Genomic DNA, 18,689 nt, shown 5'->3' on the forward strand with positions numbered 1-18,689 from the left:
GAAAATAACGTTGCTCATCTTAGACGCCGGCCCAGTGCATAGGCAAGGCTTAGCTTTGCAGGAGTATGTTGGGTGCATGAACTCCTCCCTACAATCGTCGCCGATGCCTGAACACCAACTGATTCCCGTAACCCTGACTGCCAATAAACAGATCCGCCCGCGCCTGCACCGTTTGACGTTTCACGCCGAGGCCTTCCGGACGTATCAGCTCGCCGGCCCTGATGAATTCTTTGGCCTCGTCATGCCGCAAGCCGGGCAAGAATTCTCACCCTTCCCCGTCGACGGGGTCAATATCCGGGCAGCCGTTGCCGCTATAGGCGAAGAAACTAGGCCCGATCTGCGCTGGTACACCATTCGCGCGCTCCACCCTGAGGACGCCACAGTCGATGTCGACGTGGTGACCCACGGCGATTCCGGGCCCGGCTCGCGATGGATTCGGAACGCGCAGCCCGGCGATACAGCGGGGTTCTTTACCTGCAACGAGCTGTGGCAGCCAACCGAAGCACCACAACTATTGGTCGCCGATGCCTCCGCACTGCCGGCCCTGCGACATATCCTTGCCTACCAAGAAGGCCGTGACCCGGCGATGCTCGCCCGTACCGACGTTATGGCCGTGGTAACTAGCGATGACGAGATAGAACCTGGGCTCGCGGCCAGGTGGAAAACGAGCGTGCGCAGTCTGAGCGCCCTTCGCACCGAGCCGCACCAGGAAGCGGAATCTGTTGTTGCCGCGCTGAAAGCAGATTATGCCGGTGCGCCGGCACCAGGCTACGTGTGGGTCTCCGGCGAAGGGGACTTGGCGAAGAAGGTTCGGGGCCTCGCGGTGAAAGACTGGGGCCTTTCTTCAGACGACGTCACCTGGGTGCCCTACTGGTTCTATGGAAGAGCCCGGCCTTAAGAACTCTGAAACAGCGAAAAGCCCCTGTATCGAACCAAATGGTCCGGTACAGGGGCTGCGCTGGCTAGGGTTTACTTAGCCTTCTCGATGATCTTTACGAGACGGAAGTGCTTGTCCTTGGACAGCGGGCGGGTCTCAGCGATACGTACGAGATCGCCTACGCCTGCGGTTTCTTCCTCATCGTGCGCCTTAACCTTCTTGTTAGAGCGCATAATCTTGCCGTACAGAGCGTGCTGCTTGCGGTCTTCCAACTCGACGACAATGGTCTTGGACATCTTGTCCGAGACGACGTAGCCGGTGCGGACCTTAGGAGCACCCTTGACCTTCTCCTTCTTCGGAGTTGGTCCCTTCTTGGATTCAGTCACGTTAGCCTCACTCATGATTAAGCCTCAGCTCCCGGAGCGACAGACAGGCCCAGCTCGCGCTCGCGCAGAACGGTGTAGATGCGGGCAATGTCGCGCTTAACCGTGCCGATGCGGCGGTTGTTGGTCAGCTGGCCGGTGGCCTTCTGGAAACGAAGGTTGAACAGTTCTTCCTTCGCATCCTTCAGACGGGTTTCCAGCTCTGCGTTGTCGAGCTCACGGAACTCGTGGGCGGGGGTACCGGTTGCCATTAGAACTGGTCCTCCTTCTTGATGATGCGGACCTTGCAAGGAAGCTTCTGGCCAGCGCGGCGCAGAGCCTCGATTGCAACAGCCTCAGTTGGGTAGCTCATCTCGAAAAGTACGCGGCCAGGCTTCACGTTAGCCACCCACTTCTCAACCGGGCCCTTACCGGAACCCATACGAACACCGAGCGGCTTCTGGGTCAACGGACGGTCCGGGAAGATGTTGATCCACACCTTGCCACCACGCTTAACGTGGCGGTTGATGGCAATACGTGCGGCCTCAATCTGACGGTTGGTGATGTACGCAGGCTCCAGTGCCTGGATTGCGTAATCGCCGAAGTTAATGCGGTTTCCGCCCTTGGACACGCCACGACGGCTCGGGCGGTGCTGACGGCGGTACTTAACACGCTTAGGAATCAGCATGGATTAGCCCTCCTGCTTCTGCTGTGCACGCTGGCGGCGCTGGCCACCGCGACGGGAGCGACCATTGCGGTCACCACGGCCACGGCCCTGTGCCGGAGCGTTCAGTTCGGACTCGCGTACGCCACCGACGACGTCACCCTTGTAGATCCACACCTTGATGCCGATGCGGCCGAAGGTGGTGTGGGCCTCTGCGGTGCCGTAGTCGATCTCGGCGCGAAGAGTGTGCAGCGGAACGCGGCCCTCGTGGTAGCGCTCAACGCGGGACATTTCTGCACCGCCCAGGCGCCCGGACAGCAGAATCTTGATGCCCTTAACCTGTGGCTGGCGCATAGCGGACTGGATAGCCTTGCGCATTGCACGACGGAATGCGACGCGGTTAACCAGCTGCTCCGCGATGGAGTGAGCAACCAGGGTTGCGTTTGCGTCTACCTGCTTGACCTCGAGGATGTTGAGGGCAACCATCTTGCCGGTGAGCTTTTCCAGCTCGCGGCGGATGCGGTCAGCCTCAGCACCGCGGCGGCCAATCACGATGCCCGGACGGGCGGTGTGAATGTCCACGCGGACGCGGTCACGGGTGCGCTCGATAACGATGTCGGCGATGCCGGCGCGCTCGAGGCCCTTGTTGAGGTAGTTACGAATCTTGATGTCTTCGGCTACGTAGTTCGCGTAGTCCTTATCCGCGAACCAGTGGGTCTTCCAGTCGGAAGTGATGCCCAAACGTAGGCCGTGAGGATGGATCTTCTGGCCCATTACTTGGCCCCTTCCTGCTGGCTTTCGACAACCACGGTGATGTGGCTGGTGCGCTTACGAATCATGAATGCACGACCCTGTGCACGCGGCTGGAAACGACGCATGGTCGGCCCCTCGTTGGCGTATGCCTCGGAGATGACCAGGGTGCGTGGGTCGAGGCCGAAGTTGTTCTCAGCGTTAGCGGCTGCGGAAGCAACGACCTTTGCAACTGGCTTGGAAGCACCCTGCGGTGCGTACTTCAGGATTGCCAAAGCTTCGCTTACGGACTTGCCGCGGACCAGATCGAGCACACGACGTGCCTTCATCGGGGTAACGCGGACGTAGCGGGCCGTGGCGGATGCGGAGGTGATGGTCTCACTCATCGCTTATCGACGTCCCTTCTTGTCATCCTTGACGTGACCCTTAAAGGTCTTGGTTGGTGCAAACTCGCCCAACTTGTGGCCGACCATGGAGTCCTCGATGAAGACCGGCACATGCTTGCGGCCGTCGTGGACGGCGAAGGTGTGTCCGATGAAATCGGGGAGAATGGTCGAGCGGCGAGACCAGGTCTTGATGACCTGCTTGGTGCCTGCATCGTTTTGAGCATCCACCTTGTTGAGGAGGTGCTCATCGACGAACGGGCCTTTCTTAAGGCTGCGTGGCATTGTTTACCTCCTCTTAGCGCTTCTTGTTCGGGCGACGGCGGCGCACGATCATGTTGTTGGAGTAACGGTTCGGGTTGCGGGTGCGACCCTCCTTGTGACCCCATGGGGACACTGGGTGGCGACCACCGGAGGTCTTACCCTCACCACCACCGTGTGGGTGGTCAACCGGGTTCATAACGACACCACGGACGGTCGGGCGAACGCCCTTCCAACGCATGCGGCCGGCCTTGCCCCAGCGGATGTTCATCTGCTCGGCGTTGCCAACTTCACCAACCGTTGCGCGGCAACGGATGTCCACGCGGCGGATTTCAGAAGACGGCATACGCAGAACGGCGTACTTGCCTTCCTTACCCAGCAGCTGGATGGAAGCACCAGCAGAGCGAGCCAGCTTAGCGCCAGCGCCCGGCTTGAGCTCAACAGCGTGGATGGTCGAACCGGTCGGGATGTTGCGTAGCGGCAGGTTGTTGCCCACCTTGATATCTGCGTTCGGTCCGGACTCGACAACAGCACCCTGCTTCAGGCCCTTCGGCGCGATGATGTAGCGCTTCTCGCCATCTACGTAGTGCAGCAATGCAATGTTTGCGGTGCGGTTCGGGTCGTACTCGATGTGAGCGACCTTTGCCGGAATGCCGTCCTTGTCGTTACGACGGAAGTCGATCAGACGGTAACGGCGCTTGTGGCCACCGCCGATGTGGCGGGTGGTGATGCGGCCGTAGTTATTACGACCACCGGTTTTGCTCAGCGGGCGCAGCAGGGACTTCTCCGGAGTCGAGCGAGTGATCTCGTCGAACTCAGATACGGAGGATGCGCGGCGACCCGGAGTTGTCGGCTTGTACTTACGAATAGCCATAATTCTTCCTTTTCCTTTCGGCTCTCCGGTGGCGCTTAAGCGCCTGCGCCGAAGACGTCGATGGAGTCGCTGCCTTCACGGAGCGTCACGTATGCGCGCTTGGTGGACTTACGCTGACCGAAACCGGTGCGGGTGCGCTTGCGCTTACCTGCACGGTTTACGGTATTCACGGAGTCGACCTTCACGTCAAAGATCTGCTCGACGGCATCTTTAATCTGGGACTTGTTGGAGTCTGGGGAGACGAAGAACGTGTAGACGTTCTGCTCCATCAGACCGTAGGACTTCTCAGATACAACCGGGGCGATGATGACATCGCGCGGGTTAGAAATCTTAGCCATTAGTTCTCCTCCTTATCCGCGCCGGTAGCGCGAGTGATGAAGGTGTGTAGCGCCTCAACGGAGAACACAACGTCATCGGAGTAGAGAACGTCGTAGGTGTTGAGCTGACCGGCGTCCAAGATCTGAACGTTCGGCAGGTTATTAGCGCTACGACGGGCGTTGATGTCCTCGCGGCCGATAACCAGCAGCACGTTGTCGCGCTCGGTCAGGGACTCGAGGAAAGCCTTGGCCGCCTTGGTGGACGGCTTCTGGCCTGGAACCAACTCTTCGATGACATGGATGCGCTCGTTGCGAGCACGGTCAGACAACGCACCGAAGAGAGCAGCCTTGATCATCTTCTTAGGGGTGCGCTGTGCGTAGCTACGTGGCTGCGGGCCGTGGACGGTGCCACCGCCGGTGTAATGCGGCGCACGGATGGAACCCTGGCGCGCACGACCGGTACCCTTCTGGCGGAAAGGCTTGCGACCACCACCGCGGACAGCGCCGCGGGTCTTGGTGGCGTGGGTGCCCTGACGAGCAGCAGCAAGCTGTGCGTTGACAACCTGGTGCATCAAAGCAACGGATGCCTCGGTGTCAAAGATTTCAGCCGGCAGGTCCACGGAGCCATTGGTCTTACCTTCGGAGGTGTGGACGTCTAGCTTGAGGTTGCTCATGCGTGTGCACCGCCCTTCACTGCGGTCTTAACGGTGACGAGGCCACCGCGCGCACCAGGGATAGCACCCTTGATGAGCAGCAGGTTGGACTCGACATCGACTTTCTGAATCTTCAGGTTTTGGGTCGTCACGCGGTCGTGGCCCATGCGGCCAGCCATGCGCTTGCCCTTGAAGACGCGGCCCGGGGTAGCAGCGCCACCGATACCACCAACGCGGCGGTGAGCGGCCTGGTTACCGTGAGCTGCGCCCTGACCCTGGAAGCCGTGGCGCTTCATAGCACCAGCGTAGCCGTGGCCCTTGGTCTGGCCGGTGACGTCAACGAAGGTGATGTCTTCGAAGATGTCTACCTTGACCTCTTGGCCAACCTCGTATGCGGAGGTGTCATCCATGCGGATTTCCGCAACGTGACGACGTGGGGTTACGCCAGCCTTCTTGAAGTGACCACCCTCAGGCTTGTTTGCCTTGCGTGGGTCAATCTCGCCAAAGGCGATTTGGATGGCACTGTAGCCATCGGTTTCGGGGGTGCGAATCTGGGTGACAACGCATGGCCCTGCTTCAACGACGGTAACCGGAACAACGCGGTTGTCATCGTCGAAGACCTGGGTCATGCCGAGCTTCTTGCCCAGAATGCCCTTGATCTCGTTTTCACTCATTATTAGTTCTCCACCAAAGTCGCTTACTGGATGTTCACGTCGACGCTTGCCGGAAGATCGATGCGCATCAAAGCATCAACGGTCTTCGGGGTCGGGTCGAGAATATCGATCAGGCGCTTGTGCGTGCGCATCTCGAAGTGCTCGCGAGAGTCCTTGTACTTGTGCGGAGAACGAATAACTGCGTACACGTTCTTCTCGGTTGGGAGCGGCACTGGGCCAACTACACGAGCACCCGTACGGGTAACGGTCTCGACGATCTTCTTTGCAGAAGCGTCGATTGCCTCGTGGTCATAGGCCTTCAGCCGAATGCGGATCTTTTGTCCCGCCACGCTTATCCTCTTCCTCGCTTCCCCACTTTCACATTCCCGGCGTTTCCGGGGCGTGAAGCGGTGGGAAATTGCTTCTCGATTTCTCTATAACGTTGTCCGGGCCTGGGGCCTGACACAACGCCAGTGGTCTGACTGTCATGACAACCAAGAGATACAGCACATGGCAAATGCCAGTCTGCAGTGCTCCTGACGGGGTACAAGACCCGTAGTCAAAGTATTGTGAAGAGGACGGTTTTCACGCATTACACGTGGAGAGTGTCCTATTCGCTAACTGCCGCTGTTTATTTGCCATGCCCCTTCTCCGGTCCATCGTCTCGGGGTGCCTCTGCTCTAGCGCGGACCTAGCCCGATCGGATGACCTTCCAGTCTGTGTTTCAGGAAAATCCTGAGACACGGTGACAACGAAGGTGTCATGTTCGCTTTACCAGCTCAGCGTCTCCCCGATGCGCACCGTATTTAAGACGGTCCGTTACCGGTTCGCACTGCCCTGTTAAAGCAACCTAAGTATTTAAGCACGATGGGCTGGTGTTTTTCAAACCATCCCGGCAATAGTGCCAATAATCACGTTTTGGTAAAAATTGTTGTCACAGACCCCACGAGTGGTTAGCCGGTAGGTACGCTCAAGGAAGGATTTTGAACCGCTGGTTCTTGATCCTTCAATTTCATATTGCGACCATGCAAGTCAATATTTAAGGAAAGGCCTTAAAGACCATGTCTGAGAACAACACTCCTGCAAAGCACTCTGAGAACAACGTTGCCGCTTCTGAAGAGCGCGAGGTAAACAACAACCTGGAGACTCAGTACGGCACCACCACCATTGATGACGTCGTTGTTTCCAAGATCGCTGGCATTGCAGCCCGCGAAGTTTCCGGTGTTGACTCCCTTGGTGGCGGCGGCGCTCGCATGATGGGCACCATCCGCGAGTCCTTCGGCGCATCCGAGGACGTACGCCAGGGTGTTGACGTAGAGGTAGAAAACGGCTCCGCAAAGATCGAGATTGCCATCACCGCTGAGTACGGTGTTGCTATCCACGAGCTGGCTGAGGCAATCCGCCGCAACATCATGAACGCTGTCGAGCGCATGACCGGCCTGACCGTAGAGCGCGTTGACGTTGTTGTTCACAACGTCAAGCTGCCGAAGGAAGACTCCGAGTCTGAAGAGCAGGCTGCACTGAACCAGGGCCAGGCATAAGAACAATGCCTGAACCCCGAGCACAATTTGAGCTCGAGGTAAGCCACGCTCACGCAATTGCGGAAGCGGTGCAAAAGCTCAACGGTGTCGCGGGCCTTGACGGCGGATCCTACGGCTCGGTGAGCCTACTCTTCCCGGGCGAAAGGGTTACCGGCATGCGCCGGCCCGATCCCCGCGACGATCGCCACCTGCAAATCAACGTCCGTGTTGATATCAGTGCGCAGCCTGATCTGTACCGCCTAGCGGAAGAAGTCCGCTCGGCAGCCCGCAAGGCATGTACGGAGCTAGAACGCGTCGACGTTGAGTTTTCTGACGCCGTAGATGGCTTATCCGCTGCTCCCTCGAAGGATTAGATATGAAAAATTACACCACATTGGGCATTGTTATCGGCCTGCTACTTGCCTTCTTTTTGTACTTAGGTTGGGGTTGGACGCTGCTCGCCGTGCTGCTTGCTGCCGTCGGTGGCCTCTTGGGTTCCCACTTTGATGGCCGCATCGACCTCAGCGCCGTGTGGAATGGCCTCATCGGCAAGGAGAAAGGCCAAGGCTAATGTCAGAAGGTTCCACTCAGGGCCACACGCGTTTCTCGCTGCGGACCATGGAACGAATCGTGACCGCCGCAATTGCTAGCGTGCCTGGCACAAAAGATTTAGATGCCAAGCTTGCTGGCATTGGCGGACGCGGTTATCCACGGGTTTCGGTACAGATGGACCCAGAGCGTGAGGTCGCCGCCGTGAGCGCGACCATCGCGGTGGTGTGGCCATCTCCGGTTACCGCAGTCGCGGAAAGTACGCGTGCCGCCATTTCAGAGGCTATTGCTGCCCATACCGGCTATTCCACCACCCGCGTTAATGTCACCGTCGGTGAATCGATTCCGGGTACTCGCGTTACCGCAGAACAGCTTGCGCAGCGTCCTGCCGCTTCAGCTTTTACCCCTGAGGTCACACCTTCTACCGTGACCCAGCCTGTTACTCAGGACTCGGTCGAAGTGCGAAGCATCGAGACTCCGGAAGAAGCCGCAGTCCGCAATGTCGACACCCCGCAAGAGGCGGAAATCCGCGAAATTTCTTCTGGAAAGGAAGTTGCGGTTCGCGGAGTATCGGCGCCCTCTGGTGACACGCCAGTGCGCTCTGTCGATACGCCGCGGGAGGCACCGGTGCGCAGCATTTCCGCTGACCTTCCGGATCATCAGCTGCTAGAAATTAGCGCTCCGGAAGGTCACGAACTACGCCGTATCGTCGAACCGCGCCCAGAGCACGTACGCAGCGTTCGCGCTCCGCGCCCTGGCAGGTTGCTTCCGAGCGGACAGGTACGCCCCTTTGTCAAAAAGGCAAAGGTCTCTGTCCCCCGTCCGCAGCCTTTGCGTAAAATCGAGATCAACAATACTGAACAGAAAAAGCGCGTTCGCGTTGCCCGCCCGGCTCCCCTGCGTAAGGTGCAGCCGCCGCGCCCGCAGCCACTGCGCAAGATCGAGATCGATAATTCCCGTAGCGAGCAGCGCGTGCGAACCGCTAGACCCGCGTCACTGCGCAAGGTTCAGGCCCCGCGCCAGGAACCGCTGAAGCGCATCGAGGTATCGCCAGCTAGCCAGCGCCCGTTGCACGTCTATGCGCCACGGCCTGAGCCGCTGCGTGCTATTTCCATTACCCCGTACCACGAGCAAGGAGGCAATAATGGCTGAAATGAATTTGCCTGAGCATTTCGGGCAGCAGCCCAAGGCGTCTCCTGCAGTTCGCACGTGGACCGTAATCCTGGGTTTTGTGCTGCTTGTCATTGGCGTTGTGGGGGTACGCGAAACCTGGCTTGTCGGCGCGGACGCTAATGCCCAATCGTGGGTCCAGCCGGTCCTCGATCTTATTGCCACCGAGCAATTAGAGACGTGGATGATCTGGGCGGGCGTGGGTTCCATCGTGGTTGGTCTCATCTTTGTATTCGCTGCGGTAAAGACCCGTCGCAATACCCACACTCAGATCACTTCTGAGTCCGCTTCCATGTGGATGCGGCCAGTTGATGTCGCACGATTGAGCTCTGCTGCAGCACGCCGTGTTCCGGGAGTCGCTTCCGCGCAGACTTCGGCTGATACCAAGAGCGCGAAGGTCACCGTCAATGGCGATGAGCAAGACTCCGATTTGCCTGGGCGCGTGGAAAAGGCTGTCAACAGCGCTTTAGAGGTCCTTGCAGACCCACCAAAGGTCACCGTAGCCGTAGAGAAGATTCCGGAGATGGATAATCATGTCTAAAAAGCTTGCTACCTTTGACCGAATCCTCCTCGGCCTGCTCGGAATTATCCTCATCGCGCTAGGCGTATGGCCAATCCTCATTAACTTCAATGTGGAATTTGCTGAGTACTTGGCCGAGTGGGTAGACCACGATACGTGGCGCACTTTAAGCGAAAATAGTTGGTGGGTCTGGGTCTTGGCTGGTGCCTCTGCCCTGCTGCTCATCATTGGCTTGTGGCTCATCGTCGTGAACCTGCGTCACCGCCGGTTTAATAATGTGGACTCCGCAGCCTCCAATGAACAAGGCGCAATCTCTGCATCCATGAACGCCATCGCCACCGCGGTGGCCAAGGATCTGGACTCGCGAGATGGTGTGGAACGCGTGGACCGCTTGGTTGCGTACGACCGCGCCCGCCCAACACTGCAGTACACGGTGGTTGCTAACCCAGATACGCCGCTGGAGCGCTTGACCAACGCTGTGGAAACTAATGAACGCGACTTCCGTGAGGCTTTCCCGAATGCTGACCTGGATACCAGCTATAAGCTGCACTTCACCAAGGTTAAGCCGATGAAGGATTTAGCTGAATAAGGGGTTTGGGGTCTCTGCAGCAAGGACCTCAACCACCTTACCGAGCCGCGCATAATCGCCGCCCTCGAGGAGTACTTCCAGCTCCTCGCCAGGGCGGCATTTTTCTATCCTTTTCCACGCATAATCGCGGGCCACCACCCGCCGATTTTCCTTATGAAAGAGATGCAATCCGTGGTCCAGAACTGCAACCGCGTCCTCGAATCGAAGAACATAGACAAAATCTCCCAACTCGTAGCGTTTAAGACCGCTGAGTTCTGGTAGCTGTTCAGACAGCCGCATGATACTGGAGACGATTCCAAGGCGGTGTTCAAAGCCCTCAGTATCCGTAACCACGAAGGGCCGGCCAGGCCCTGTTGGCCTAATCGCACTATATGCCCACACCACCGGCTGTGTATTCGCGCGGCGAACAATGATGCGGGAGGCATCGGCGGTGATGCGGCAGGTGGGGGCATCGCTAAACACGAGCCACTCACCTGTGCCCACGCGACCATCCTCAAGGGGCAATAACGGCGGATGAACTTCGGCCTGCCGCTCCAACTCAGCGACCAACTCCGCGTCGCTCACGCCCCAGCCGATGCCCCGGTTGGCCAATAAGGCAAAAAGCGTAGGCAGGCTCAAATCGGGTTGCCCCTCCCACGCCTTGCGCAGCGCTGCCAAGGTCGGGTCAATGCGAGTGGGATCTTCCATAAGCAACTAGCCTACCGAGCCCATCCGCCCTAATACAGCCGCGGAGGATCACCCCACTCGGGCCGATTGGTTACCCCCGTTGTCACTTATTTTCAGTTAATCGTTTCTTATAACTGTTGAACAATTTAGGTTTTTAAATCTGCAGCTGAATCCCATTTTTCTTTTTAGCACCCTAAGTGTCTACACTGAAAAAATACCTATTGGTTGATTGGCGATGTACATCACGGGGCTATGTGAATTGTGCCCTTGCTTATATCTTATTAGATTGGTCACATACAACGACTCCATCGTTGGCTTCATATTTATTCGCACTGTTTCCTGCTTAACCGCGCACGGAGAATTTCCCCATGACAAAGTATTTGATCAAAAAGATCTTGGGCTGGTTACTCATGATCTTTTTAGCCACTAACTTGGCTTATTTCTTGGCAGCCTCGTTTTTGGACCCGCGTTCGAACTACACCGAGCGCCGTCCACCACTTTCGGATGAGGAAATCAATAACCTCCTCGAGCCCTACAACCTCAGCCCAGAAACCCCACTTTTGGAGCGCTGGTGGACCTGGCTGACCAACATCATCACGAAGTGGGATTGGGGTCAGTCCCCGGTCGGTGAGATGGTGAACGAGGAGATCAGCTACCGCATTTGGGTGTCCGCGCAGCTACTCTTGCTTGCGACCATCCTGTCCATCGTTATTGGTGTAGCGGTTGGTGTATACACCGCCTCCCGCCAGTACAAGACCGGTGACCGCGTGTGGCAGGGAATTTCCATCATTGCGATGAACACCCACGTGGTTGTTGCTTCCATCGCCGTCGTGTGGGCCGCGCTGGAAATCAACGATCTGACCGGCAAAAAGATCTTCTACGTCGTCGGTTCCAAGTCCCTAGGGGTCGAGGGATTCTTCCCCAAGCTCCTAGATTCCGCACAGCACCTCATCCTGCCCACGATTTCCCTGGTGATCATCAGCTACGCCAGCTACCACATGACCCAGCGCACGCTATTGCTCGATAACCTCGATGCGGATTATGTCCGCACCGCACGCGCAAAGGGACTTACCCGCCAGCAGGCCATCCGCAAGCACGCACTGCGCACCTCCATCATCCCGGTGGCCACCTCCGTCGCATTCTCCGTGCCCGGCATTTTCACCGGTGCCGTGATGACGGAGCGCATCTTCGGCTGGAACGGTATGGGCCAGTACTTCATCCAGACCATCAGTAAGAACGACATCAATGGCGCGGTAGCCGTGGCGGCATTCGGTGCCGCGATGACGGCCGTGTCTGCCGTTCTGGCAGACCTCGTTGTTGTCGCCTTGGATCCACGAGTAAGGGTGAGCTAAATGACAAATCCCAAAGAACCAAAGATGTCCAAGAAACAGCCCCGCGGCGAGGTTTCTACGCGCACCGAGGTCGTCTCTGAGGATCCGTTAAGCAATGAGGAAGCCGAGCGCATGGCCACGTTGCCGGAGGTCCCCCGCGGTACTTCCCGGTACAAGCTGTATATTCGCCGCTTCTTCCGCAACAAGCTAGCCACCGTTGGCGTCATCATCCTGGGCTTTCTCATCTTTGCCGCCCTTTTTGGCAATTTCTTTGCCCAGTGGGACTACACGGAACCGGACTTCCTCGCCCTATCTGAGCCACCGAGCCCCGAGCACTGGTTTGGTACCAACGATTCCGGCAATGACCTCTATGCCCAAACCATCCACGGCCTGGGCAGGTCCCTGACCATTGCAATCGTGGTGTCCTTCGCCACGCTGGTCATTTCGGCCTTCGTCGGCTGCGCCGCAGCCCTGTGGGGCGGACTTGCAGAAAAGGCCGTCCTCGCGGTTATCCACTTCCTGCTTTCCATCCCAACCTTCCTGCTCATCGCCCTTGTGGTGGCAGGCTCCGGCGGTGACTGGAAGCTTCTGATGGTCGTCCTTATCGCCTCCGGCTGGATGTACCAGGCCCGCGTGATTTGGTCCCTAGCACTTACCGTCCGCGAGCAGGACTATGTCCGCGCTGCAAGCTACATGGGTGTATCCAAGATGCGCACCATCGTCCGCCACGTCATTCCAAACATTGGTTCGCTGCTTATCATCCAGTTCGTCTTCGGCGTTGTGGGCACCGTGGGCTCTGAGACCGCACTGTCCTTCCTGGGCTTGGGCGTGAAGCTTCCCGATGTCTCCCTCGGTACCTTGCTGCAGGGCGGTACTGCCTCCCTGCAATCCGCCCCATGGCAGTTCTACTTCCCCGCCGCTACCTTGACGCTGCTGACCGTCTCCATGGCATTTATTGGCGATGGTCTGCGCGACGCACTCGATCCCAACTCCAATTCCGGAGGTAAACTATGACTTCGCCTATCTTGTCCGTCAATGACTTACGCGTCAGCTTTCCTTCTGAAGCAGGTACCGTCTCTGCGGTGCGCGGTGTGAGCTTTGATTTGCACCCCGGCCGCACCCTGGGCATCGTCGGCGAATCCGGTTCCGGTAAGTCCGTGACTTCCATGTCCATCATGGGTCTACTGCCGGAATACGCCAAGGTTGAAGGATCCGTGAAATTCGAGGACCGCGAACTCCTCGGGCTTTCTGATAAGGAAATGTCGAGCATCCGCGGCAATGGCATCGGCATGATCTTCCAGGATCCGCTCTCCGCGCTGACCCCGGTCTTCGATATTGGCTCGCAGCTGGTAGAGGCCATTCAGGCCCACCAGGACATCGGCAAGAAAGAAGCCCTGAAGCAAGCCACCGAGCTGCTGGATCTGGTGGGCATCCCCGAGCCCCACCTGCGCCTGAAGTCCTTCCCGCACGAGTTTTCCGGCGGTATGCGCCAGCGCGTGGTCATCGCCATTGCGATTGCGAATAACCCGCGCGTGCTCATCGCGGATGAGCCGACGACGGCCCTCGACGTCACCATCCAGGCGCAAATCCTGGACGTCATCCGTCTGGCGCAGCGCGAAACCGGCGCCGCCACCATCATGATTACCCACGATATGGGCGTGGTGGCAGAAACCGCTGACGATGTCATGGTCATGTACGCCGGCCAACCGGTAGAACACGGCGATGTCGATACCATCTTCTCCAACCCCCGCATGCCCTACACTGTAGGACTACTTGGTTCTACGCCGCGCCCTGATTCCTCGGCCTCGGAACCTCTGACCCCCATTGAGGGCAACCCACCGGTCTTGGTGAACCTAAAGGATCGCTGCCAATTCGCCCCGCGCTGCCCCGTAGCGCAGGAGGCTTGCCTGTCCGGCGAGCCGAAGCTGCTTCCGCTCAAGGATGAATCCGTATCCCACCGCAGCGCTTGCCTCCGCGCGCCGGAGATCCACGACCGCAAGATCGACGGCGAGCTGATGTTCAAGCCGCCGCAGCTTGCCGATGACATCTTGGCCGACGTTCCCCGCGCGGATCGCAAGACCACCCTCGCCGTGAACGACTTGCGTAAGCAGTTCCCGCTAACCAAGGGCGCTTTGATTAAGCGCAAGGTAGGCACCGTCAAGGCCGTTGACGGCCTCACCTTCGATATCCGCGAAGGCGAGTGCATGGCCATCGTCGGCGAATCTGGCTGCGGTAAGACCACCACGTTGCTGGAGATCATGGATCTGGACCCTGAAAACGGTGCCGTTGTCCTCAATGGCAAGGATGCCAATGGCATGAGTGGGTCCGAGCGCCGCGAGGCCCGCAAAGACATCCAGATCGTCTTCCAGGACCCAATGAGCTCGCTGAACCCCCGCCTGACCGTACGCGAAGTCATTGCGGAGCCGCTCAACTCGCTGGGCTTTGATGGCGATGTCGATGCCCGCGTGAACGAGCTCATGGGACTGGTCGGCCTCGACTCCTCGCAGCTGGACCGCTTCCCTAGCCACTTCTCCGGCGGCCAGCGCCAGCGCATCGGCTTGGCACGCGCCCTAGCCACGCGCCCTTCGGTCCTTGTGCTGGATGAGCCAGTCTCCGCCTTGGACGTGTCCATCCAAGCGGGTGTCATTAACCTCCTCGAGGACCTCAAGCGAAAGCTGGGCCTGTCCTATCTCTTCGTCGCCCACGATCTTTCCGTCGTGCGCCACCTTTCGGACCGCGTTGCGGTGATGTACAAGGGCAAGTTCGTCGAGTCCGGCTCGACGGATGAGATTTTCGATAACCCGCAGGATGACTACACCAAGAAGCTTCTGGATGCCATCCCGAATCCGGATCCCAAGGTTGCCCGCGCACGCAGGGAAAAGTCCCGGGCCTAGCTCCCTCGAGCCCCGCACTCTTTCCATAAAGTGATTGCGGACACAAATATAAATCTTGTAAAGTAATTCACATGGTTGCAGTAGACGGTTACCTATTCGACCGTCTATGCCAACTTCGTCTTCATCTCACGCAAGGAGTAATCCCCATGAAAAAGTTCGGTCGCTTCCGTATAGCAACGGTTGCCACTCTCTCCGCCACGGCGCTCGCACTCACCGCCTGCTCGGGTTCTGGTGACGGTGGCGACTCCTCCAACAAGGCTGTCGGCGGTCTCGAAATCGACGTCAAACCGTCCGGTGACTACAACGAAAAAGAACGCGATGAGATTAAGGACGGCGGTGAGCTCACCCTCTCCCTTGGGGAGCTGACCGAGCAGCAGAACCGTTTACACGCCAACATGACCACCGATACCAGCACCGTATGGGGCTGGTACAACCCGCAAATGGCGCTTTATGACGGCGAGGGTAACTACACCCCAAACCCCGCGTACCTGGATTCGGTAGACGAGTCCACCGAGGGCGATAAGACCGTCGTGACCTACGACATCAACGATGACGCCACCTTCAACGATGGCACCCCCATTGACTGGACCGCTTTCGAGAACACCTGGCGCTTCAACAACGGCAAGGACATGGACGTCCAGGTCAATTCCACCGACGGTTACGAGCTAATCGAATCCGTGGAAAAGGGTGAGAACGACAAGGAAGCCGTGGTCACCTTCGAGAGCCCATACCCATGGTGGCAGGGACTTTTCAACGACATCCTGCACCCAGCGATCGATACCGCCGAGAAATTTGACCAGGAATACTTGGGCAAGCTCAACCCACAGTACGGCGCGGGCCCATTCAAGGTGGAAAACTCCGACTTCCGCGGCGGCACCGTGTCCTTCGTGCCTAACGAAAAGTGGTGGGGTGATGAGCCGAAGCTGGACAAGGTCAGCTACCGCGCGATGGAGTCCCAGGCAACCATCAACGCTTTCCAGGCTGGCGAAATCGACGCCGCCGGCGTGGGCAGCAAGAACAACCTCACCATCGCCGCCGACATGGGCGATTCCATCGACGTCCGCGCAGCCACCCGCCCGGCCAACGTCCTATTCACCTTGAATTCCAAGGCCCCACAGCTGGCTGATAAAGATGTTCGCCACGCAGTATTTGCAGCCATCGACCGCGACCAGCTCGCAGAGATCCGCTACAACGGCCTGGGCTATGAAGAGGAAATGCCTGGCTCCCTGACCCTGTACCCAACCCAGGAAGACTACAAGGACAACCTTTCTGAGGTTCTCGAGTACGACGTTGAAGAGGCCAAGAGCCTGCTGGAGGACGCCGGCTACTCTGAGGGCGATGATGGCTACTACGCCAAGGACGGCGACAAGCTGTCTCTGCGCTACGTTCTTATCGGCGATGACGAGGTCTCCAAGTCCACCGCTACCGCCGTCCAGAAGATGCTGAAGGACGCTGGCATTGAGCTGAAGATTGAGGAGCGCCCAAGCTCTGACTTCTCCAAGATCAGCAACGAGCGCGACTTTGACCTCTTCCTCTCCGGTATCGCCGCAAGTGACCCATTCGGCCCGGCATTCTTCGGTCAGACCTACGCCAGCGACTCCACCCTCAACAAGTCCGGCACTGGTACCGAGGAATTCGATAAGAAGATTGAAGAGATGCAGAAGCTGCCGACCCGCGATGAGCAGATCGAGCGCATCAACGAGCTCGAGTCCGAAGCCTTCGCGGAATACGGACTGCTTCCGTTCGCCAACGGCCCCCAGATGGTCGGTCTGAAGAAGGGCATCGCCAACATGGGCGCCCCTGGATTCGCCGTCATCCCTAAGGAAAACATCGGCTGGGAGAAGTAATAACTACTTCCCTTACTAGGTAAAGGCCTTCCACTACCTGCCTGCAGGTAGTGGAAGGCCTTCCTTTGTGTTTGGGTATGCTTGGACCCTGCAAACCCCAAACAGGACCCAACGTAAGGAAAACAAACTCGCTGCCCACACGAGAACAGCGAGACAGGCTCGCGTTGGCGGCCCGTTAGCCGTTTGCGCAGACCGTCCGGCAGCTTATAGGACTCGCTACTACACGGATGCCCTAGAGCCACCACATTGCGACTCCTACCTAAGGGCGGCCCGCGCCTATGGCGCTTACAGCTAAAAGCCTCCGAGATGGCCTCTACCCTGGCACAGCCATATCGCTGCATTCAGGCCTCTAACGGCGTAAGTAGGCCTCAGACTGGTCCTACAGTTACCTCGGGAGTGCAGCAAACAGCCGCTAAAGCACCAGCACTGCCCGTAGGCAACGATCTTCCAATTCAAGGCGAGTAGGGATCAAAAAAGTCCGCCACACCGGTATGCGGTGCAGCGGACTCTTAAAGCTCTACTGAGCGGTTACGAAGCCTCGATTAGTCGAGAACCTTGGTAACGCGGCCAGCGCCGACGGTGCGGGAGCCCTCGCGGATAGCGAAGCGCAGGCCCTCGTCCATAGCAACAGGCTGGATGAGCTCAACGGACATCTCAACGTTGTCGCCAGGCATAACCATCTCGGTGCCCTCAGGCAGGTTCACAACACCGGTAACGTCGGTGGTGCGGAAGTAGAACTGAGGACGGTAGTTGTTCATGAACGGGGTGTGGCGGCCGCCCTCTTCCTTCTTCAGGACGTAGACGGAACCCTCGAACTTGGTGTGAGGGGTGTAAGCGCCCGGCTTGATAACAACCTGGCCACGCTCAACGTCCTCACGCTTGGTACCACGCAGAAGCAGACCACAGTTGTCGCCAGCCTCGGTGTAGTCCATCATCTTGCGGAACATCTCGATACCGGTAACGGTGGTGTTCTGGGACTTCTCCTGGATACCGATAATCTCAACGTCCTCGTTGACGTTCAGACGACCGCGCTCAACACGGCCGGTAACAACGGTACCGCGGCCGGTAATGGTGAAGATGTCCTCGATAGGCATCAGGAACGGCTGGTCGGTAGCGCGCTCCGGGTCAGGGATGGAGTTGTCGCAGGCATCCATCAGGTCAACAATGGACTGTACCCACTTCTCGTCACCCTCGAGTGCCTTCAGAGCGGAGATGTGAACGATAGGAGCTTCCTCATCGTAGTCCTGCTCTGCGAGCAGCTCGGAGATCTCCATCTCCACGAGCTCGATGATTTCCTCATCGTCAACCATGTCGCACTTGTTCAGTGCAACGAGGATGTAAGGAACGCCAACCTGGCGAGCAAGCAGAACGTGCTCACGGGTCTGCGGCATCGGGCCATCGGTTGCAGCAACAACCAGGATAGCGCCGTCCATCTGAGCTGCGCCGGTAATCATGTTCTTGATGTAGTCGGCGTGGCCCGGGGCGTCAACGTGTGCGTAGTGACGCTTCGGGGTGGAGTACTCCACGTGGGAGATGTTAATGGTAATACCGCGCTCCTTCTCCTCAGGAGCCTTGTCGATCATGTCGAAAGCGAATGCCTGGTTCTCCTCAGGGTACTGGTCAGCCAGAACCTTGGTGATCGCTGCGGTGGTGGTGGTCTTGCCGTGGTCGACGTGTCCGATGGTGCCGATGTTCACATGCGGCTTCGTACGCTCGAACTTCTCCTTTGCCACTGTATGTCCTCCTGGACTATATGGTGGCTACGACCTTCGCAGCCACGTGGTTGACAGTTGTCATTGGCACCTGACC

24 protein-coding genes are annotated in these 18,689 nt (G+C 58.2%); 11 read left to right on the forward strand and 13 right to left on the reverse strand.

Features of this window, described 5'->3' with window-relative positions:
- Positions 1-103: 103 nt before the first annotated feature.
- Positions 104-898, forward strand: a complete 795-nt coding sequence (locus ABRP66_RS00980) for a siderophore-interacting protein (RefSeq protein WP_284849836.1) — start codon at positions 104-106, stop codon at positions 896-898.
- Between the two features lie 71 nt (positions 899-969).
- On the opposite strand, the gene rpsQ is transcribed toward ABRP66_RS00980, so the two are convergent.
- From rpsQ to rpsJ, 11 genes are read right to left on the reverse strand one after another with little or no spacing between them, the layout of a single operon-like run.
- Positions 970-1,278: a 30S ribosomal protein S17 gene (gene rpsQ, locus ABRP66_RS00985; RefSeq protein ID WP_023025182.1), complete on the reverse strand. Its 309-nt coding sequence runs from the start codon at positions 1,276-1,278 to the stop codon at positions 970-972.
- Between the two features lie 2 nt (positions 1,279-1,280).
- Positions 1,281-1,511: a 50S ribosomal protein L29 gene (rpmC, locus tag ABRP66_RS00990; protein ID WP_005276944.1), complete on the reverse strand. Its 231-nt coding sequence runs from the start codon at positions 1,509-1,511 to the stop codon at positions 1,281-1,283.
- Positions 1,511-1,927, reverse strand: coding sequence for a 50S ribosomal protein L16 (gene rplP, locus ABRP66_RS00995; protein WP_005276943.1), 417 nt, complete (start codon positions 1,925-1,927; stop codon positions 1,511-1,513). Before rplP ends, rpmC begins: the two co-directional genes overlap by 1 nt.
- A 3-nt stretch (positions 1,928-1,930) precedes the next feature.
- Positions 1,931-2,677: a 30S ribosomal protein S3 gene (gene rpsC / locus ABRP66_RS01000; RefSeq protein WP_005276941.1), complete on the reverse strand. Its 747-nt coding sequence runs from the start codon at positions 2,675-2,677 to the stop codon at positions 1,931-1,933.
- Positions 2,677-3,039, reverse strand: a complete 363-nt coding sequence (rplV, locus tag ABRP66_RS01005; protein ID WP_005276938.1) for a 50S ribosomal protein L22 — start codon at positions 3,037-3,039, stop codon at positions 2,677-2,679. Before rplV ends, rpsC begins: the two co-directional genes overlap by 1 nt.
- A 3-nt stretch (positions 3,040-3,042) precedes the next feature.
- The gene (rpsS, locus tag ABRP66_RS01010; protein WP_005276936.1) at positions 3,043-3,321 is read right to left on the reverse strand and encodes a 30S ribosomal protein S19; all 279 of its coding nucleotides are present in this window, start codon (positions 3,319-3,321) and stop codon (positions 3,043-3,045) included.
- Positions 3,322-3,334: 13 nt separating this feature from the next.
- Entirely contained in the window at positions 3,335-4,171 is an 837-nt protein-coding gene (gene rplB / locus ABRP66_RS01015; protein WP_005276935.1) for a 50S ribosomal protein L2, read from the reverse strand.
- A 35-nt stretch (positions 4,172-4,206) separates the two neighbouring features.
- On the reverse strand, positions 4,207-4,509 hold the full coding sequence (rplW, locus tag ABRP66_RS01020; protein WP_005276934.1) for a 50S ribosomal protein L23: 303 nt from the start codon (positions 4,507-4,509) through the stop codon (positions 4,207-4,209).
- Complete coding sequence (gene rplD, locus ABRP66_RS01025) at positions 4,509-5,162, reverse strand: 50S ribosomal protein L4 (protein ID WP_239269115.1); 654 nt, start codon at positions 5,160-5,162, stop codon at positions 4,509-4,511. Before rplD ends, rplW begins: the two co-directional genes overlap by 1 nt.
- Positions 5,159-5,815, reverse strand: a complete 657-nt coding sequence (gene rplC / locus ABRP66_RS01030) for a 50S ribosomal protein L3 (protein ID WP_284781928.1) — start codon at positions 5,813-5,815, stop codon at positions 5,159-5,161. Before rplC ends, rplD begins: the two co-directional genes overlap by 4 nt.
- Positions 5,816-5,838: 23 nt before the next feature.
- Entirely contained in the window at positions 5,839-6,144 is a 306-nt protein-coding gene (gene rpsJ / locus ABRP66_RS01035; RefSeq protein ID WP_003848085.1) for a 30S ribosomal protein S10, read from the reverse strand.
- A gap of 711 nt (positions 6,145-6,855) precedes the next feature.
- On the opposite strand from rpsJ, the gene ABRP66_RS01040 reads away from it, so the two are divergent.
- The 6 genes from ABRP66_RS01040 to amaP are packed head-to-tail and all read left to right on the forward strand — an operon-like array spanning position 6,856 to position 10,142.
- Positions 6,856-7,335, forward strand: a complete 480-nt coding sequence (locus tag ABRP66_RS01040; protein WP_005276899.1) for an Asp23/Gls24 family envelope stress response protein — start codon at positions 6,856-6,858, stop codon at positions 7,333-7,335.
- A 5-nt stretch (positions 7,336-7,340) separates the two neighbouring features.
- Positions 7,341-7,688, forward strand: coding sequence for a Rossmann-fold NAD(P)-binding domain-containing protein (locus ABRP66_RS01045; RefSeq protein WP_284781929.1), 348 nt, complete (start codon positions 7,341-7,343; stop codon positions 7,686-7,688).
- A 2-nt stretch (positions 7,689-7,690) separates the two neighbouring features.
- Positions 7,691-7,885, forward strand: a complete 195-nt coding sequence (locus tag ABRP66_RS01050; protein WP_023025176.1) for a hypothetical protein — start codon at positions 7,691-7,693, stop codon at positions 7,883-7,885.
- Positions 7,885-9,015, forward strand: a complete 1,131-nt coding sequence (locus ABRP66_RS01055; RefSeq protein WP_284852526.1) for an Asp23/Gls24 family envelope stress response protein — start codon at positions 7,885-7,887, stop codon at positions 9,013-9,015. Before ABRP66_RS01050 ends, ABRP66_RS01055 begins: the two co-directional genes overlap by 1 nt.
- A complete protein-coding gene (locus tag ABRP66_RS01060) occupies positions 9,008-9,574 on the forward strand; it encodes a DUF6286 domain-containing protein (RefSeq protein ID WP_284770914.1) in 567 nt (188 codons plus the stop codon). Before ABRP66_RS01055 ends, ABRP66_RS01060 begins: the two co-directional genes overlap by 8 nt.
- Positions 9,567-10,142 (forward strand): alkaline shock response membrane anchor protein AmaP, encoded by a 576-nt coding sequence (amaP, locus tag ABRP66_RS01065; protein ID WP_284770913.1) that lies wholly within the window; start codon positions 9,567-9,569, stop codon positions 10,140-10,142. The genes ABRP66_RS01060 and amaP overlap by 8 nt, the downstream gene beginning before the upstream one ends.
- On the opposite strand, the gene ABRP66_RS01070 is transcribed toward amaP, so the two are convergent.
- Entirely contained in the window at positions 10,131-10,829 is a 699-nt protein-coding gene (locus ABRP66_RS01070) for a hypothetical protein (RefSeq protein WP_284852525.1), read from the reverse strand. The genes amaP and ABRP66_RS01070 overlap by 12 nt on opposite strands.
- A 347-nt stretch (positions 10,830-11,176) precedes the next feature.
- On the opposite strand from ABRP66_RS01070, the gene ABRP66_RS01075 reads away from it, so the two are divergent.
- The 4 genes from ABRP66_RS01075 (at position 11,177) to ABRP66_RS01090 (ending at position 16,880) form a co-directional block, all read left to right on the forward strand.
- Positions 11,177-12,160: an ABC transporter permease gene (locus tag ABRP66_RS01075; RefSeq protein WP_349838183.1), complete on the forward strand. Its 984-nt coding sequence runs from the start codon at positions 11,177-11,179 to the stop codon at positions 12,158-12,160.
- Positions 12,161-13,153: an ABC transporter permease gene (locus ABRP66_RS01080; protein WP_502879899.1), complete on the forward strand. Its 993-nt coding sequence runs from the start codon at positions 12,161-12,163 to the stop codon at positions 13,151-13,153.
- Complete coding sequence (locus tag ABRP66_RS01085) at positions 13,150-15,033, forward strand: ABC transporter ATP-binding protein (RefSeq protein ID WP_284864779.1); 1,884 nt, start codon at positions 13,150-13,152, stop codon at positions 15,031-15,033. Before ABRP66_RS01080 ends, ABRP66_RS01085 begins: the two co-directional genes overlap by 4 nt.
- A gap of 146 nt (positions 15,034-15,179) precedes the next feature.
- Positions 15,180-16,880, forward strand: coding sequence for an ABC transporter family substrate-binding protein (locus ABRP66_RS01090; RefSeq protein ID WP_349838185.1), 1,701 nt, complete (start codon positions 15,180-15,182; stop codon positions 16,878-16,880).
- Between the two features lie 542 nt (positions 16,881-17,422).
- Here the strand turns inward: ABRP66_RS01090 and tuf are convergent.
- A complete protein-coding gene (tuf, locus tag ABRP66_RS01095) occupies positions 17,423-18,613 on the reverse strand; it encodes an elongation factor Tu (protein WP_005276884.1) in 1,191 nt (396 codons plus the stop codon).
- Positions 18,614-18,689: the final 76 nt, after the last annotated feature.

The sequence above is a fragment of the Corynebacterium sp. KPL2680 genome (assembly GCF_040225675.1).
GTDB classification, from domain to species: Bacteria; Actinomycetota; Actinomycetes; order Mycobacteriales; family Mycobacteriaceae; genus Corynebacterium; species Corynebacterium rhinophilum.

Excerpts from the sequence above, each read along its gene's own strand:
- ABRP66_RS00980 (WP_284849836.1), top strand. The coding sequence starts at position 104 with ATGCCTGAACACCAACTGATTCCCGTAACCCTGACTGCCAATAAACAG.
- rpsQ (WP_023025182.1), bottom strand. The coding sequence starts at position 1,278 with ATGAGTGAGGCTAACGTGACTGAATCCAAGAAGGGACCAACTCCGAAG.
- rpmC (WP_005276944.1), bottom strand. The coding sequence starts at position 1,511 with ATGGCAACCGGTACCCCCGCCCACGAGTTCCGTGAGCTCGACAACGCA.
- rplP (WP_005276943.1), bottom strand. The coding sequence starts at position 1,927 with ATGCTGATTCCTAAGCGTGTTAAGTACCGCCGTCAGCACCGCCCGAGC.
- rpsC (WP_005276941.1), bottom strand. The coding sequence starts at position 2,677 with ATGGGCCAGAAGATCCATCCTCACGGCCTACGTTTGGGCATCACTTCC.
- rplV (WP_005276938.1), bottom strand. The coding sequence starts at position 3,039 with ATGAGTGAGACCATCACCTCCGCATCCGCCACGGCCCGCTACGTCCGC.
- rpsS (WP_005276936.1), bottom strand. The coding sequence starts at position 3,321 with ATGCCACGCAGCCTTAAGAAAGGCCCGTTCGTCGATGAGCACCTCCTC.
- rplB (WP_005276935.1), bottom strand. The coding sequence starts at position 4,171 with ATGGCTATTCGTAAGTACAAGCCGACAACTCCGGGTCGCCGCGCATCC.
- rplW (WP_005276934.1), bottom strand. The coding sequence starts at position 4,509 with ATGGCTAAGATTTCTAACCCGCGCGATGTCATCATCGCCCCGGTTGTA.
- rplD (WP_239269115.1), bottom strand. The coding sequence starts at position 5,162 with ATGAGCAACCTCAAGCTAGACGTCCACACCTCCGAAGGTAAGACCAAT.
- rplC (WP_284781928.1), bottom strand. The coding sequence starts at position 5,815 with ATGAGTGAAAACGAGATCAAGGGCATTCTGGGCAAGAAGCTCGGCATG.
- ABRP66_RS01040 (WP_005276899.1), top strand. The coding sequence starts at position 6,856 with ATGTCTGAGAACAACACTCCTGCAAAGCACTCTGAGAACAACGTTGCC.
- ABRP66_RS01045 (WP_284781929.1), top strand. The coding sequence starts at position 7,341 with ATGCCTGAACCCCGAGCACAATTTGAGCTCGAGGTAAGCCACGCTCAC.
- ABRP66_RS01050 (WP_023025176.1), top strand. The coding sequence starts at position 7,691 with ATGAAAAATTACACCACATTGGGCATTGTTATCGGCCTGCTACTTGCC.
- ABRP66_RS01055 (WP_284852526.1), top strand. The coding sequence starts at position 7,885 with ATGTCAGAAGGTTCCACTCAGGGCCACACGCGTTTCTCGCTGCGGACC.
- ABRP66_RS01060 (WP_284770914.1), top strand. The coding sequence starts at position 9,008 with ATGGCTGAAATGAATTTGCCTGAGCATTTCGGGCAGCAGCCCAAGGCG.
- amaP (WP_284770913.1), top strand. The coding sequence starts at position 9,567 with ATGTCTAAAAAGCTTGCTACCTTTGACCGAATCCTCCTCGGCCTGCTC.
- ABRP66_RS01070 (WP_284852525.1), bottom strand. The coding sequence starts at position 10,829 with ATGGAAGATCCCACTCGCATTGACCCGACCTTGGCAGCGCTGCGCAAG.
- ABRP66_RS01075 (WP_349838183.1), top strand. The coding sequence starts at position 11,177 with ATGACAAAGTATTTGATCAAAAAGATCTTGGGCTGGTTACTCATGATC.
- ABRP66_RS01080 (WP_502879899.1), top strand. The coding sequence starts at position 12,161 with ATGACAAATCCCAAAGAACCAAAGATGTCCAAGAAACAGCCCCGCGGC.
- ABRP66_RS01085 (WP_284864779.1), top strand. The coding sequence starts at position 13,150 with ATGACTTCGCCTATCTTGTCCGTCAATGACTTACGCGTCAGCTTTCCT.
- ABRP66_RS01090 (WP_349838185.1), top strand. The coding sequence starts at position 15,180 with ATGAAAAAGTTCGGTCGCTTCCGTATAGCAACGGTTGCCACTCTCTCC.